The following is a 15,177-nucleotide window of genomic DNA, read 5'->3' as shown; positions in this document are numbered from 1 at the left end:
TGACAAGAGCCCGCCAAGGGACATGAGCGCGCAGCCGATCCAGATCCAGTTGGTCAGCGGCTTGATATAGGTCCGCACAGCCCATCCACCGCCCTGCTGCGCGTCGCCAATCACAACGTACACATCGCGGGCCAAATCATAGTCGATTCCGGCTTCGGTGGTGGGCATCTGCGCCACCGGATAGATACGTTTTTCCGGGCGCAGTTGCGCAATTTCGTTCCCGTTGCGCGACAGCGTGATGAACGCCATCGTGGACAGGTAGTTCGGCCCTTCCACATCCTCAACCGCGTCAAGGGTCAGGTCATATCCCCCAACATTGAATTGCTCTCCAATCTGGGCCACGCGGATGTCTTCGGTTTGCCAGGCCGTCAGACCCGCAACACCAATCATCGTCACACCCAGACCAGCATGGGCCACCGTCTTACCCCAGTCCGCCCGTGGAAGGCGCCAGAGCCGACCAAAATCAAACGTCTTTCCGGTCCGGGACGCAATGTCGACCATCGCGCCCATCACCAGCCACGCGCCAAGGAACGCACCCAGTGGGCCGGTCAACGGCTTGCCCGTGTTCATCGCCCAGGCCAATCCGCCAAAGGCCAAGGCCAACACAAAGACATAGCGCAGCGGCCGTACCGCTTTCGAAATCTGCCCCCGTTTCCAGGGGATCATGGCCCCGATCGGCAGGATCAAACCAAGGATCACCATGAACGGCGTAAAGGCCATGTTGAAAAACGGCGGGCCGACGCTCAGCTTCCGGTCAAAGAACATCTCGGCCACCAGCGGCCACATCGTGCCCACGAATACCACGAAGCAACTCACGGCAAGCAGCAGGTTGTTGGCGATCAGTGCACTTTCGCGGCTAACCATACCGAATACACCTCGCGCCTCCATCGCACCTGCACGCAAGGCAAACAGCAGCAGCGCCCCGCCCATGAAAAAGCCCATGATCATCAGGATGAATACGCCGCGCTCAGGATCATTGGCAAAGGCGTGCACCGAGGTCAGCAAACCAGAGCGCACAATAAACGTGCCGATCAACGAAAAGCCAAAGGCGAGGATAGCAAGCAGGATGGTCCATGATTTCAGGCTCTCGCGCTTCTCGACCACGATGGCCGAATGCAGCAGCGCGGCGGCCAGCAACCACGGCATGAACGATGCATTTTCAACCGGGTCCCAGAACCAGAAACCGCCCCATCCCAACTCATAATATGCCCACCACGACCCTAGCGCGATCCCGATGGTCAGAAAGACCCAGGCCGCCAGCGTCCAGGGCCGCACCCAGCGTCCCCAGGCCGCATCTACGCGGCCCTCGATCAAAGCGGCGACGGCAAAGGAGAACGCCATGCTCAGCCCGACATAGCCCAGGTACAGGAACGGCGGATGGAACGCCAAACCGGGATCCTGCAAAAGCGGGTTCAAGTCCTGCCCATCAAAGGGTGGCACGGCCAAGCGCACAAACGGGTTCGACGTAAAGAGGATGAAGGCCAGAAAGGCCACGCCAATCGCCCCCTGCACCGCCAGCACCCGTGCGCGCAACGTGGGCGGCAGATTGTCCCCAAACCACGCAGCCATCGCTCCAAAAAGTGCTACAATAAGCACCCATAGAAGCATGGACCCCTCGTGGTTCCCCCATGTGCCCGAGATTTTATAGAGCATCGGCTTGGCCGAATGACTGTTCAGAACCACCAGCCGCAACGAGAAATCCGAGACGATGAACGCCCACATCAGCGCTGCAAAGGAAAAGGCGATCAGCAGGAACTGGGCCGACGCCGCTGGTTCCGCAACAGCCATCCAGCGCGCATCCCGGCGCCATGCCCCGATCAACGGGACAACAGCCTGAACAATGGCAATCAGAAAGGCGAGGACGAGGGCAAAGTGACCGAGCTCTGTAATCATGGCACTGTTATATGCCGCCCGGATCACCCCGCCAATGCCCCTGCCGTTTATGTCGCATCACGACATCGCCATAAACGCGGTTTCTTCTGACCAAAAAGCACCACGGGGACGCGGCAGGCGGGGGCAGAGCCCCTGAAAAATGTCGTCGCGCGGCAGCCTTTGGATCACGCCGCTGCACGCCACTCGTCTATTGCCGCATTCTCCCCCTGAGCAAGCGACGCGACCGTCAGCCGCGCATCCCCGTCCGTGGCAGCCGCCCCAATCCCGTCATGGCGCATCTTTCGCAGGGCCGCGACATTCTCCATCACCTGCGGAACATGCGCCATCGTATGCACAATCTCGCGCTGAAACTGCTGCGCTTTCACCTGATGACGTGCGCCGAAATAGAACGACACGATCACGCCCAACAGCCACCACAGCGGTTCAGGCACCAGCGCAATCCCCTGCATACGTTCCGCAAACCACAAGGGCGCCACCATGGCCGACACGAACAAGCCCAAGGTTCCCAAGGCCAGCGCCGGACGCGGCAGGCGGTTGATCCCGTCCATCACCCGATCAAACCAACCCACGCGCGGCACCGCAAACTCGGCCCCTAACTCGCGCATCGCCTGAATTTGAACCTCATGGGCCCGAGCCGATCCGGCCTCGGCATTCTCCCGGAACACCTCAACCGTGTCTTTCACCACATTGCGATCACCGCCAAACAGCAGTGCAAATAGTCCTTGCATCAACCCCATGCCGCAACCCTTTCCCGAAACTGTGTGTCCGTCAGATGAAAGCGCGGCGCGATGAACTCCTCGGCCCGTTTGATCCAGCCACCCTTCCCGCCCGCACGGCTCCGCGCGTATTTGCGGCTGGCAGGCCGATTGTCAGCGATGCGGAAGTAATAGTTGCGCCGCGCGATCCCGTAAGCATCAACCAGATGATCGGGTGCCGCCTCGTAAGCTGCCCGCGTGGCGCCTATGCTCTGCGGTCCCAACGCCCCATCGACCACGACGGCATGCCCCATGGTGTTCAGCAAACGCTGAAGGATCTTGATCGCATTGGCACCGGCGTTGACATACATATCAAAAACGGTGGCGTGCAGCGGTTCCGGCAAAGCAGCAATTCTTGGCCGCTCGAAGTAATGCGTGATGAAAATGTCCACCGCTTGCGCACGGCTCAGACGGCGAACGTCGCGCACGTCCACATCACCGTCGCGGTCCAGGTCCAAACCCAACCGTTCCATCGTGTGGATCGTCACGCCAAACTTCGTGGCACCACCCGGATCATCCGGATCATTCACAAAGCTGCCTTCGCGACCCACGATCTCTTCTGCAATGTCTCGGACATTCTGCATCAGTCAGCCCTTCCCGCAAGATGTGATGGGAAGACTGCTGTGATCCTGGTTAACGGGCTTTAACCTGAGCGCACGCTAGGTGTCGGGCTCTTTGTAGACGCCCTGCTCTTTCAGCGCATCCACCACCTCGGCAGGCATATAAGTCTCATCGTGTTTGGCAAGAATTTCAGAGGCTTCAAACACACCGTTGATGTATGATCCTGTGCCAACCATGCCCTGGTTCTCTTCGAAAAGATCGGGCAGCACACCGGTGAACACGACGGGCACCGTTGCGCCGCCATCCGTCACCTCAAAGCGAATCGACTCGCCCTGACCGCGGACCAGCGACCCCTCGGCCACCAATCCACCAATGCGGAACACCTCGGTCGGACCGGGGGGCTCCGCAATGATCTGGCTTGGCGCGCGGAAGAAATTGATCCCATCGCGCATGGCATAGCCAATCAGCACCGTCGACACCGTCAAGGCCACCGCCGCAAGGGCGATGATTTGAATTCGGCGCTGCTTTTTCAGGCTCTTCATGGGCTCACATTACGGGAACAACGGGGCCATCAACAGCCCTTCAGTCTCCGAAATACCTAACATCAGATTGGCATTTTGCAACGCCTGCCCCGACGATCCCTTGGTCAAATTATCGAGGGCCGCCACAACCACAGTCCGCCCCGGCAACCGATCCGCCGCGACGCCGATATGACAGAAGTTCGATCCGCGCACATGCCGGGTGCTGGGCACCTCGCCCATCGGCAACACTTCGATGAACGGTTCCGCCGCATAGGCCGCTGCCAGCGTCTCATACACGGCCTGCGCCTCACCTTTGACATAGGCGGTGCCCAGAATCCCGCGGTTTGCAGGGATCAAATGCGGCTGGAACTGGATGTGAACGTCCCGCCCCGCGACCTTGGAAAATTCCTGATCAAACTCCCCAAGATGCCGGTGTGACCCGCCCGTGGCATAGGCGTGATACCCTTCGCTCAGCTCGGCATGCAGCAGGTTTTCCTTCAACGCCCGCCCGGCGCCAGACACGGCTGCTTTCAAATCGAGGATGATGTCATCCAGATCAATCACGCCTGCCGCGATCAAAGGCCGCAGCGCAAATTGCCCTGTGGCCGCGTTGCAGCCTGTGCCCGCCACCAGACGCGCACCCGCAATCTCATCCCGATAAAACTCGGTCAGGCCATAGACTGCCTCAACCTGCATCTCGACCGCGCTGTGCGGATTGCCATACCACTTCTGATATTCTTCAGGATCACGCAGCCGGAAATCAGCGCTCAAATCCACGATCCGCAAATCACGCGGCAGGCCCGAGATCACCTCTTGGCTTGTCTTGTGCGGCAATGCGCAAAAACACAGGTCAATGCCCGTCCAGTCAATCTGGTCAAAGGCCACCATGGGCGGCAGGTCAAGATGGCGCAGATGCGGATACACCTGTGCCACGGTTTGTCCAGCTTTAGAGAACGCGCCCAAAGCCTTGATTTCAATAGAGGAGTGCCCAGCGATCAGCCGGATCAATTCAGCGCCCGTGTAGCCGGAAGCGCCCAGAATAGCGATGTTATAGGTCATGTCGGTCTTCTTGGATAAAATGTCAGATCAAGCGGCTTCAAACGTGATCTGTCGTCGCAAGAACTGTGTGGCACGCTGGCTGACGGTTTTGGGATCGCCCGTGGTCAAATACCCCGGCGTCCCGCTGCCCATCTTGTCGGGATGGCGCTGCAGATAGTCGGCCAAACTCTCGCCCACCAAACCGGCTTGCGAATACACCGCCACATCTGCGCCCAGCGCGTCCTGAAATTCGTCCTGCATCAGCGGATAATGGGTGCATCCCAGAATGGCAGCTTGCGGCTCCGGCATTTTGCGCTTCAACGCATCCACGTGGGACCGCACCAGCGCATCTGCCAAAATCATGTCGCCGTCCTCGATGGCATCCACAACGCCGCCGCAGGCCTGCGCCTCGACGTCGACACCAATCGCGCGAAACGCCAGTTCCCGCTGAAAGGCCCGTGACGCCACAGTTGCAGGCGTCGCAAACAGGGCCACGTGCTGCACACCCACCTCACGCGGGGGCGAATTGTCACCCCATTGCCGCTCCGTCAGCGCTTCAATCATCGGGACGAACACGCCCAACACGCGTTTGCCTTCTGGCACCCAACCTTCCTGCATCCGGCGCAAGGCCGCCGCGGAGGCTGTGTTGCAGGCCAGGATCACCAGGTCACAACCCGCATCGAACAGCCGCTGCACCGCCGCCGTCGTCAGGTCATAGATGTTGTCTGCTGTCCGTACCCCATAAGGCGCATTGGCGCTGTCGGCGAGATAGACGAAATCCACATCCGGCAGCCGCTTTTGCGCAGCGTCCAGTACGGTCAAACCGCCTAAACCGGAATCGAAAATACCAACTGCCATGCAGCACCTCTTGCGGCCTTACGTGCGGTGCCGCTCTTCGAACTCATATCCCAGGTCAAATACCTTCACCGGGTTCGGGTTCAGCTCATACGTGGCTTTGCGCAGGAATTCCATCATCTGTTTCGGCTCCCCTGCCGTGGGGTTGAGCACATCCCTGCCGATCGGGTCCCCAATCACCACATCCACGGGCGTATCCACCCGTTTCTTGAACTCCTTGATCAACAGACCAAGGCGAAGTGTGTTGTGCAAATGGCTGGCAATCTGGAACAACCGGCTTGTGTGACCATCGAAATAGAGCGGTACGACGGTCGCCTCGGATTTCGCCACCATACGGGCGGTAAAACTGCGCCAACCGGGGTCCATGGGTCTTGAGAATGGTTTCGCCGCTGTACTGACAGTCCCGCCGGGAAAGATACCAATGGCACCGCCATCGCCAAGATAGCGCAGCGCTTCCTTACGGGTAGCGACATTCAACGCCATGGCCTCCCGCGTGTCGTCAAAGCTGATGGGCAGCAGCACCTTGTTCAGCTCCTCGGCCTTCTTGAAGACCGAGTTTGCCATGATGCGAAAATCACCCCGGATGGTCGACAGGATATGGCCCATCATCAACCCATCCAGAATGCCATAGGGGTGGTTCGCAATCAGGATCAGCGGCTTGTCCCGGGGGATGTTGTCCAGACTGCCCGCAACGACATTCAGCGACAGCCCATAGCGCTCAACCATCACCGCCCAGAAATCACGACCCGCCGCCACCTCGTGTTCATAGCCCTGCGCCCGCTTGATCAGCCGCAGCCGTCCTGTGGTGTTCTCAAGGATACGGATCAATGCGCGCCCACCCTTGGTCTCGGCCGAATGGGAATAGCTGATCTCGCGGGTGATCTCGCGTTGCTGGCGGTTGGGCATGGTGTTCTGCCTGATGACGGTCCTAGCCACCCGTTTTACGGGGTGAGCGCAATCCTGCCTAGCCCATATGACGCAGGTGTGACGCGATCACTCAGCAGCCTTGGCCTGGCTGGGTCCCCCTGCCCGGATGACAGACAACAGCTCCTCGCGCCGCTTGGCCGCCTTCACCTCGTTCGCCTGCTTGACCGGACCAAAGCCCCGAATGTCGAGCGGAAGCGCAGCCAGCGCCACAATTGCATCACGCGTGCCCTCGTCCAGCTTGGGCAGCACCGCTTTCATATCGGCCTCGTACTGTTTGATCAGCGCCCGCTCCATCCGCCGCTCCTCGGTCCGCCCAAAGATGTCCAGCGGTGTCCCTCGCAGCCCCTTCAACTTCGCCAACAGGCGGAAGTTGCGCATCATGCCGGGCCCATATTCCTTCTTCACAGGCCGCCCATCCGGGCCATCCTTTGACAGCATCGGTGGGGCCAGGTGGAACTTCATGGTGAAGTCCCCATCAAACTGCTCCCGCGCCCTGGCCTCTGTTTCCAGATGCAGACGGGCCACCTCGTATTCGTCCTTGTACGCCAGCAGCTTGTGATAGCCCTTGGCCACCGCCTCTTTGACAGCAACGTCGTCAATACCGTCGACCAGCTTGCGATAGCGTTTCGCCAGCCGCTTGGATTGGTACTTCACCAAATGATCCGCACGGAACGCGACCTTCTCCTCCAACGATTTCGGCAGTTGGATCACCTTCGGCTCAGCAATGCGCGCCGCTTCTTCGAAATGCAGCACCGCCCAGCGCCCGATATCAAAGGCGCGCTTGTTCCGCTCCACCGCCGCACCGTTCAGATCAATGGCCGCCACAATGGCATCATGGGTCAACGGCACCAGGCCCCGCTGCCAGGCCGCCCCAAAGATCATCATGTTGGAGAAGATGCTGTCGCCCATCGTGGCCTTCGCCAGGTCCGAGGCGTCGAACATATCCACACGGTCCCGCAGCCGCGCCTCAAGGGCAAGGCTCAACCGATCCGAGGGCAAGGCAAACTCTGTGTCCCGCGTAAAATCACCCGTAATGATCTCGTGGCTGTTCACCACAGCTCCCGTGCGCCCAGCGCTTGTCAGGCCAAGTGTCTTGGCCCCCGCACTCACCACCAGATCGCCGCCAATCAGCGCATCACACTCGCCGGTCGCCACACGAATGGCACTGATATCAGCCGGATCATTCGCCAAACGGCAATGGATATGCACCGCACCACCCTTCTGGGCCAGCCCCGCCATCTCCATCATCCCGGCACCCTTGCCGTCGATATGCGCCGCCTGCGCCATGACCGCACCAATGGTCACAACTCCGGTGCCACCGACACCCGTAATCACCACGTTCCACGTACCCTTGATCTCCGGCAACTCCGGCATCGGCAGATCAGGCAAATGCAACTCTGTCGTCGCAGCCTTCTTCACCTGCGCACCTTCCAGGGTGACGAAGCTGGGACAAAACCCTTTGAGGCAGGAAAAATCCTTGTTGCAGGACGACTGGTCAATCGCCCGCTTGCGACCCAACTCGGTCTCCTTGGGCACGATGGAGACACAGTTCGACTGCACGCCGCAATCGCCGCAGCCCTCGCACACATCCGTGTTGATGAAGACGCGCTTGTCGATGTCCGGAAACGTCCCGCGCTTGCGTCGCCGCCGCTTCTCGGCCGCGCAGGTCTGCACATAGACGATGACGCTCACGCCTTCCGTCTTGGCAAAAAGCTCCTGCACCAAAGGCAGCTCCGCCCGCTCATGGGTCGGCACCCCCGACGGAAAACGCGACACATCCACGTCTTCCTTTTCGTCATAGACCACGGCGACATGCTCACAGCCCATAGCCCGGACTTCATCGACGATCCGATAGGGATCAAGGTCACCCTCGTTCCCCTGTCCGCCCGTCATGGCAACAGCGTCATTGTAGAGAACCTTGTAGGTGATGTTCGTACCAGCCGCCAAAGCCGCGCGAATGGCTTGCACGCCCGAGTGGTTGTAGGTGCCATCGCCGATGTTCTGAAACACATGGTCACGGGTCGAAAACGGCGCTTCGCCAATCCAGTTCGCCCCTTCGGCTCCCATATGGGTGTATCCAATGGTCTCGCGATCCATCCACTGCACCATGTAGTGGCAGCCAATGCCGGCATAGGCGCGCGAACCCTCGGGCACCTTGGTCGATGAATTGTGCGGGCAACCAGAGCAGAAATAGGGCAAGCGCGCCGCGATATCCTCGGCATTGTCGGACCGGCGCGCCTCGTCCAGCTTGGCCAGCCCTGCCTTGATCCCGTCGGTATTGCGACCTTCCTCAATAAGGATGTCACCCAGCTTCTCGGCAATCAGGATCGGGTCCAGCGCCCCACGGGTCGGAAACAGCTCTTCGCGGTGCAGGCCACCGGCGCCCCCCTTGTACCAGCCGTAAACGCGCCGTCCGCGCCGGTCGTCAAAGATCGCTTCCTTGATCTGCACCTCGATCAGCTTGCGTTTTTCCTCGACCACAACGATCAGGTCCAAGCCTTCGGCCCAGTCGTGGAAGCCCTGCATATCCAGCGGGAAGGTTTGACCAACCTTGTAGGTGGTGATGCCCAGCCGCTCGGCCTCGTTCTCATCAATGTTCAGCAGGTTCAGCGCATGGACCAGGTCCAGCCAGTTCTTGCCCGCTGCGACAAAGCCAATCTTGGCCCCCGCCTTGCCCCACATGCGCTTGTCCATACGGTTGGCGCGTGAAAACGCCTCTGCCGCAAAGCGTTTGTGGTCAATCATCCGCGTTTCTTGGTCCGTGGGCGTGTCGATCAGGCGAATGTTCAACCCGCCCTCGGGCAGTTGGTAGTCCGGCACCTTGATCGTCATGCGGTGCGGATCGCCATCCACAACGCTGGTGGCCTCCACCGTGTCCTTCATGGTCTTCAGGCCAACCCACAGCCCCGAAAACCGGCTCAGCGCCCAACCATAGACACCGTAATCCATGATCTCCTGCACACCTGCCGGAGAGACAACAGGCATGTAGGCATCAATCAGCGCCCATTCGGACTGGTGCAAAACGGTCGAACTTTCACCGGTGTGGTCGTCGCCCATGGCAACCAGAACACCACCATGTTTCGACGATCCGGCCATGTTGGCGTGTTTGAACGCGTCGCCAGAGCGGTCTACCCCCGGCCCCTTGCCGTACCAAAGACCATAAACACCATCGAACTTGCCCTCGCCCCGCAGCTCCGCCTGCTGTGACCCCCATAGGGCAGTGGCGGCAAGATCTTCGTTCAGTCCCGGTTGGAATGTCACATCATGCGCGGCAAGCTGTTTCAGCGCCCGCGTCATCTGCATATCCACGGCCCCAAGCGGAGACCCGCGATATCCTGTCACCAGACCGGCGGTGTTTAGCCCCGCGGCGGTATCCCGCACCTTCTGCATCAGCATCAGGCGAACAAGCGCCTGAGTGCCGTTCAGCAAAACGGGGCTCTTTTCAAGATCGTAGCGGTCGTTCAAGGAAATCTTCTGCGTGCTCATCGCTGGCCTCCCCTGCCGTGATCAGTCTTGCATATTCTCAGTTGAATAATAGGTCACATACTCTGACCTTACCAGAAATTTCTTCTCGTGTTTCTGGTTCCGGTCATTGAAGCGATGTGAAAAAAGACAATTTCGGATACGGTAGCGCAAACGTTACGAAAGTGGTGCGAATGGACTGGGATAAGTTACGGATATTTCACGCGGTCGCGGACGCGGGCAGCCTCACACATGCGGGTGACAAGCTGAATCTAAGCCAATCCGCCGTGTCCCGGCAGATCCGCGGGCTCGAAGAATCGCTGAATGCCACCCTGTTTCACCGTCACGCACGCGGGCTGATCCTGACGGAACAGGGCGAATTGCTGTTCGATGCCACAACGGCGATGAACAAGCGACTCGACACAGCAAGCGCCCGCATCCGCGACAGCGAAGAAGAAGTGTTCGGCGATCTGCGTGTGACAACGACGATAGGCTTCGGCACGCTGTGGCTCGCCCCGCGTCTGGTCAAACTTTACGAACAGTACCCAGACCTGCGTGTCGACCTGATGCTCGAGGAACGCGTGCTCGACCTGCCCATGCGCGAGGCCGACGTGGCCATCCGCATGAAAGAACCCAGCCAGGCCGACCTGATCCGCAAACGCTTGATGACGGTCAAGATGCAGGTCTTTGCCACGCAGACATATCTCGATGCCAACGGCACCCCGGAAACGCTGGAGGATCTCGTCAATCACAGGCTGATTTGCCAGAACGTCAATTCGGCGCAGGTGGGTGCAGGCAGCAATCTCGTGCAGCATCTTCTGACTTACGAGGTGCAATCCCTGCTGACCGTGAACAACTACTTTGGCGTGTTGCAAGGCGTGCTTCAGGATCTCGGGCTCGGTATTCTGCCTGACTACGTGTCGCTGGATGATCCACGACTCGTTCAGGTCCTACCGGAAATAGAATCCGCCGATGTGCCCGTTTTTTTGGCATATCCAGAGGAATTGCGGGCGTCCAAGCGGATCGCCGCCTTCCGCGACTTTGTGCAGGAAGAAATCATCGCCTACCGTAAGATGCTGAGGCAAAAAGAAAATCCCTGAGATATGCACCCAACGCATACCTGCCATGCCTTCGCGCGTGCAGAAAGTGCCTTGATCGGGGGCAAGTGCATCCCTACCTCGCCTATTGAAGAGACACGGCGCATATTGCGCTATCTTCATACCTCCCTGTTGGACTTGGCCGAGCTTCGCGCTCGGCCTTTTTTTATCTCCACGTTGCAACGAATCCCTTTTCCGGTCATGCCGGAGAAAAAGGCTTTGCGCCGGGGGGCCCATGTTTTTGATGAATGTTCTGCTGCGGACAATCGTGTTCGCTCTCTCATTGTCCTTTGCTGTTGGCGCATCCGCACAGGGCCTATCCGTCACGGGAAGCAGCTCATCTTCTAGTGAAACAATCCCGGAACTACCCGACCCTCTGACCGAAGAAGCGGTGAACGCCCTTATCTCACGGCTCAGTGATGCCGAGGTGCGCGTTCTGCTGCTGAACCAGATCAACGCACCCCCGGCCCTGTCACCGGAAGATGCAGACGAAGAACTTGAAGGGTTCCTCGAGACTGTGACGACAGGAGCGTTTTCGTCTGTGACCGCAGCGGTCCAACGTCTGCCCATCCTGTTTTCCGAACAAGGCAAAGCCTTTTCCAACTTCGCCAATTTCGTTGGCACCAACGGCTTACTTAACCTTGCGGGGTACTTCCTCCTGGTGTTCGCCGGGGCGCTCGTTGTCGAAATTGTTTTTCGCAGGGTCGTCCGGCCTTGGCTGGTGCTGCCCGAAGTTGCCGGGGACGCCCCAGGTCTCCGGGATGCGCTTCAGCCGCTTGGAAAACGGCTGGTCGGCGAGGTTGGCGCCGTTGCGGTGTTCCTCGTCGCCGCAGCTTTGATAAATCGGTTGATCGTTCCCTCCTACTACCATCCATTTCTGTCGCTGGTGGGCCCGTGGTTGATTGGCCTGCCACGTATGGGCGTCGCCGTTGTCCGCTTTCTCATGGCGCCCACCGCACCCGCCTACCGGCTTGTGCACGGCACGACCGAAACAGCACGTGCGATGACATTTCACATGTTCTGGTTCTGCCTGCTGATCGGGCTGGGCGCCGTTATCATCCCCTTTAACGCCGCCAACGGCGTGGCCCCGGGCGAAACGCGGATCGGCTTCTGGATCAACCTGTCAGTGCATCTTTACGCCGCCCTGATCGTATGGAGATATTGGGACCCCTGTGTGCAGATGATGCGTGGCTCGGATCCGGATGTCAGCCCAGCCGAAGACTGGATTGCCCGCGCCTATCCCTATTTCGCAATCTTTGTGGCCTTGGGCACGTGGTGGGTGGTCAACATCGTCGCCAGTACGGGCAACTTCGCCTTGCTCGGTTCGGCCCCGCACTACAAAACCATGGGTCTCTTGATGTTTGCACCGGCCATGGACACAGCCATTCGCGGCCTTGTTCGGCACCTCGTGCCCCCCATGACAGGCGAGGGTGCCATAGCCGAGCGGGCTTATTACGCGACCAAGCGTTCCTATATCCGGATTGGCCGGGTGGTCGTGTTTGGCATCGTGTTGCTTGCGATTGCCGGCTTCTGGGGCATGTCCCCCGAACGGATCGCCACCGCGGGTGTGGGCGAACGCTTTGCCGTGCATCTGATCGAATTCCTGATGATCATCTCGTTCGGCTATCTGGTCTACGAAGTCGTGTCGCTGGTCATAAACCGCAAGCTCGCGGCCGAAATGACGGCCTCGGGTTATGATCCGGAGAACGAGGAAATGGGGGGCGGCGACGGCGGTGGCGCAGGCGGCTCTCGCCTGTCTACGGTTCTGCCCCTCATCCTTGGTGTCAGCCGCGCCTCAATTGTCGTTCTCTTCTTGCTTCTGGGGCTCAGCAATGTCGGCGTCGACACGACACCGCTTCTGGCCGGTGCAGGTATCGTTGGTCTTGCCATCGGTTTCGGCGCACAGAAACTGGTCACGGACGTTGTGTCCGGCATCTTCTTCCTGGTCGACGATGCGTTCCGCACCGGCGAATATGTCGAAGTCGACGGCACCATGGGCACGGTCGAGAAAATCTCGATCCGTTCAATGCAACTGCGCCATCACCGCGGCCCGGTGCACACCCTGCCCTATGGCGAGATACCCAAGATCACCAATTACAGCCGCGACTGGGTGATCATGAAACTGCGTTTCACCGTTCCCTTCGGCACCGATCCAAACAAGGTGAAAAAGATCTTCAAGACCATCGGGGCCGAGATGATGGAGGACCCGCTGTTCAAAGAAGACTTCCTGCAACCCTTCAAATCACAGGGTGTGCTGGAATTTGACGACGTGGGCATCGTCATGCGCGGCAAGTTCATGGCCAAGCCCGGCACCCAGTTCACCATCCGCAAAGAGCTGCTCACCCGCGTGAACAAGAAGTTCGAAGAGGCCGGCATCGACTTTGCGCGCCGCGAGGTCCGCGTGGCCCTCCCGGGCCTGGATGAGCAGGAGAAACTGACAGAACAGGACAAGGCCACGATCGCCGCAGCCGCGACGCAAGCCGCGCAGGAGATGACTGATCAAGCCCCCGCAGCGGAGAAACCAGGGGACTGAAGCGGTTGATATAGAAACGAAAGAAAACCTTATTCAGTCACGCGACATCGCATTCCGGTGTGATTGCATAGGGTGATCGACACGTGGTCGTGACAACATCTTTCCTTAGGGAAGCTGGCAACCATTTGATGTGCAACAGCATAAAAAGGAGCCTGTTATGACATTTTTTAAATCGACCCTAACCGCATTGACACTCGGCCTCACTGCCACTGTTGCGTACGCAGACCTCAGCCCCTCGGATATCGCCGCCATCGATGGCAAAAGCGGCATTCGCGTCTATTCTGCAGACGGAGACTTCGTGGGTTTGACCAATGGATTGCGGATCAACCAAGACCGGACACGCCTGTTTCTCGTGCCCCGTGCCGGGTCGATCTTCCGGTTGCGCAGCAAGGATGTGATTGTCACGACCACGACTGACCAATTGACACTGCAAGGCGGCAACCTCGTCCTCGATGCCGATACTCAACGGCTGCGAGGCAAGGCACGTTCGTCCTCCTCCGATGGCGATGGAATCCTCACCATCCTCCTGTTGAACGGGTAAGAATTCTATGCGGAAAGCGCGCCCTGTCTTGGGTAAAGGGCGCGCGACCGCATCCGGTCGGGGCCCAGCCTGCCGAAAATTGGTTAATTTCGGCCCAAGCGACCGCGCGATGATCTAAGCAATTGATCCCTCGGAACGATCAAAAAGCGATGAAAATACCCTAAACCTACCGAACAGGCTGTCCCCGCGGGGACAAACCCTTTCCCCTGCCCCGTCCCTGCTCTAAAGAGCGGTCCAAAGCCGGGGGACACCACATGCCAGAACCGAAAATCACCGAAGATCTGATCGCAAGTCACGGGCTCAAACCCGACGAATACGACCGCATCCTCGAGATCATCGGACGCGAGCCAAGCTTTACCGAGCTCGGCATTTTTTCGGCGATGTGGAACGAACATTGCTCGTACAAATCCTCCAAGATCCATCTCAAGAAACTGCCCACCACCGGCCCACAGGTGATCTGCGGCCCCGGTGAGAATGCCGGCGTTGTCGACATCGGCGATGGCCAGGCCGTGGTCTTCAAGATGGAAAGCCACAACCACCCCAGCTACATCGAACCTTACCAGGGCGCAGCCACCGGTGTGGGTGGCATCCTGCGCGACGTCTTCACCATGGGGGCCCGCCCGATTGCGTCGATGAACGCCCTGTCCTTCGGTGAACCCGACCACCCCAAGACCCGCCAACTGGTGCATGGTGTGGTTGAAGGCATAGGCGGCTACGGCAACGCCTTTGGCGTGCCTTGCGCCGGCGGAGAAGTGCGGTTTGACCCTGCCTATAACGGCAACTGCCTTGTGAATGCTTTTGCAGCAGGTCTGGCTGACGCAGACAAAATTTTCTACTCCGCCGCTTCGGGCGTCGGAATGCCAGTCGTCTACCTCGGTGCCAAGACCGGCCGCGACGGTGTGGGTGGTGCGACAATGGCCTCCGCCGAGTTTGACGACACGATCGAGGAAAAGCGCCCCACCGTGCAGGTCGGTGACCCCTTCACCGAAAAGCG

The 15,177-nt window shown here is 59.3% G+C and carries 12 protein-coding genes; 4 read left to right on the top strand and 8 right to left on the bottom strand.

Features of this window, described 5'->3' with window-relative positions; genetic code table 11:
• The 8 genes from AC6RA8_RS13945 to AC6RA8_RS13910 all read right to left on the bottom strand — a co-directional run.
• A partial coding sequence (locus tag AC6RA8_RS13945; RefSeq protein ID WP_500353344.1) for a heme lyase CcmF/NrfE family subunit occupies positions 1–1,893 on the bottom strand: 1,893 nt, incomplete at its 3' end.
• Between the two features lie 164 nt (positions 1,894–2,057).
• A complete protein-coding gene (locus AC6RA8_RS13940; RefSeq protein ID WP_500353343.1) occupies positions 2,058–2,630 on the bottom strand; it encodes a holin family protein in 573 nt (190 codons plus the stop codon).
• The gene (locus AC6RA8_RS13935) at positions 2,621–3,232 is read right to left on the bottom strand and encodes a holin-associated N-acetylmuramidase (RefSeq protein ID WP_500353342.1); all 612 of its coding nucleotides are present in this window, start codon (positions 3,230–3,232) and stop codon (positions 2,621–2,623) included. Before AC6RA8_RS13935 ends, AC6RA8_RS13940 begins: the two co-directional genes overlap by 10 nt.
• Before the next feature lie 75 nt (positions 3,233–3,307).
• On the bottom strand, positions 3,308–3,751 hold the full coding sequence (ccmE, locus tag AC6RA8_RS13930; RefSeq protein ID WP_189370463.1) for a cytochrome c maturation protein CcmE: 444 nt from the start codon (positions 3,749–3,751) through the stop codon (positions 3,308–3,310).
• A 9-nt stretch (positions 3,752–3,760) separates the two neighbouring features.
• Entirely contained in the window at positions 3,761–4,789 is a 1,029-nt protein-coding gene (argC, locus tag AC6RA8_RS13925; RefSeq protein WP_500353341.1) for an N-acetyl-gamma-glutamyl-phosphate reductase, read from the bottom strand.
• Between the two features lie 27 nt (positions 4,790–4,816).
• On the bottom strand, positions 4,817–5,626 hold the full coding sequence (locus AC6RA8_RS13920; RefSeq protein WP_500353340.1) for a glutamate racemase: 810 nt from the start codon (positions 5,624–5,626) through the stop codon (positions 4,817–4,819).
• Positions 5,627–5,644: 18 nt separating this feature from the next.
• Complete coding sequence (locus AC6RA8_RS13915) at positions 5,645–6,529, bottom strand: lysophospholipid acyltransferase family protein (protein WP_500353339.1); 885 nt, start codon at positions 6,527–6,529, stop codon at positions 5,645–5,647.
• Between the two features lie 87 nt (positions 6,530–6,616).
• Entirely contained in the window at positions 6,617–10,036 is a 3,420-nt protein-coding gene (locus tag AC6RA8_RS13910) for an indolepyruvate ferredoxin oxidoreductase family protein (RefSeq protein WP_500353338.1), read from the bottom strand.
• A 170-nt stretch (positions 10,037–10,206) separates the two neighbouring features.
• Here AC6RA8_RS13910 and AC6RA8_RS13905 point away from each other — a divergent pair, with 170 nt between their 5' ends.
• The 4 genes from AC6RA8_RS13905 to AC6RA8_RS13890 all read left to right on the top strand — a co-directional run.
• Positions 10,207–11,112 carry a LysR family transcriptional regulator gene (locus tag AC6RA8_RS13905; RefSeq protein ID WP_500353337.1) on the top strand — a complete coding sequence of 302 codons (906 nt, stop codon included), beginning with the start codon at positions 10,207–10,209 and terminating at the stop codon, positions 11,110–11,112.
• A 232-nt stretch (positions 11,113–11,344) separates the two neighbouring features.
• The gene (locus AC6RA8_RS13900) at positions 11,345–13,642 is read left to right on the top strand and encodes a mechanosensitive ion channel domain-containing protein (protein ID WP_500353336.1); all 2,298 of its coding nucleotides are present in this window, start codon (positions 11,345–11,347) and stop codon (positions 13,640–13,642) included.
• 157 nt (positions 13,643–13,799) lie between these two features.
• Positions 13,800–14,183 carry a hypothetical protein gene (locus AC6RA8_RS13895; protein ID WP_500353335.1) on the top strand — a complete coding sequence of 128 codons (384 nt, stop codon included), beginning with the start codon at positions 13,800–13,802 and terminating at the stop codon, positions 14,181–14,183.
• A 254-nt stretch (positions 14,184–14,437) separates the two neighbouring features.
• Positions 14,438–15,177, top strand: a 740-nt coding sequence (locus AC6RA8_RS13890; RefSeq protein ID WP_500353334.1) for an AIR synthase related protein, incomplete at its 3' end; no start/stop codon positions are given.

The organism is Tateyamaria sp. (genome assembly GCF_059783535.1).
This window is presented reverse-complemented; position numbering and strand designations above follow the sequence as displayed.

Bases quoted from the DNA above. Each gene is read 5' to 3' on its own strand.
- AC6RA8_RS13940 (WP_500353343.1), bottom strand. From the start codon at position 2,630: ATGGGGTTGATGCAAGGACTATTTGCACTGCTGTTTGGCGGTGATCGC.
- AC6RA8_RS13935 (WP_500353342.1), bottom strand. From the start codon at position 3,232: ATGCAGAATGTCCGAGACATTGCAGAAGAGATCGTGGGTCGCGAAGGC.
- ccmE (WP_189370463.1), bottom strand. From the start codon at position 3,751: ATGAAGAGCCTGAAAAAGCAGCGCCGAATTCAAATCATCGCCCTTGCG.
- argC (WP_500353341.1), bottom strand. From the start codon at position 4,789: ATGACCTATAACATCGCTATTCTGGGCGCTTCCGGCTACACGGGCGCT.
- AC6RA8_RS13920 (WP_500353340.1), bottom strand. From the start codon at position 5,626: ATGGCAGTTGGTATTTTCGATTCCGGTTTAGGCGGTTTGACCGTACTG.
- AC6RA8_RS13915 (WP_500353339.1), bottom strand. From the start codon at position 6,529: ATGCCCAACCGCCAGCAACGCGAGATCACCCGCGAGATCAGCTATTCC.
- AC6RA8_RS13910 (WP_500353338.1), bottom strand. From the start codon at position 10,036: ATGAGCACGCAGAAGATTTCCTTGAACGACCGCTACGATCTTGAAAAG.
- AC6RA8_RS13905 (WP_500353337.1), top strand. From the start codon at position 10,207: ATGGACTGGGATAAGTTACGGATATTTCACGCGGTCGCGGACGCGGGC.
- AC6RA8_RS13900 (WP_500353336.1), top strand. From the start codon at position 11,345: ATGTTTTTGATGAATGTTCTGCTGCGGACAATCGTGTTCGCTCTCTCA.
- AC6RA8_RS13895 (WP_500353335.1), top strand. From the start codon at position 13,800: ATGACATTTTTTAAATCGACCCTAACCGCATTGACACTCGGCCTCACT.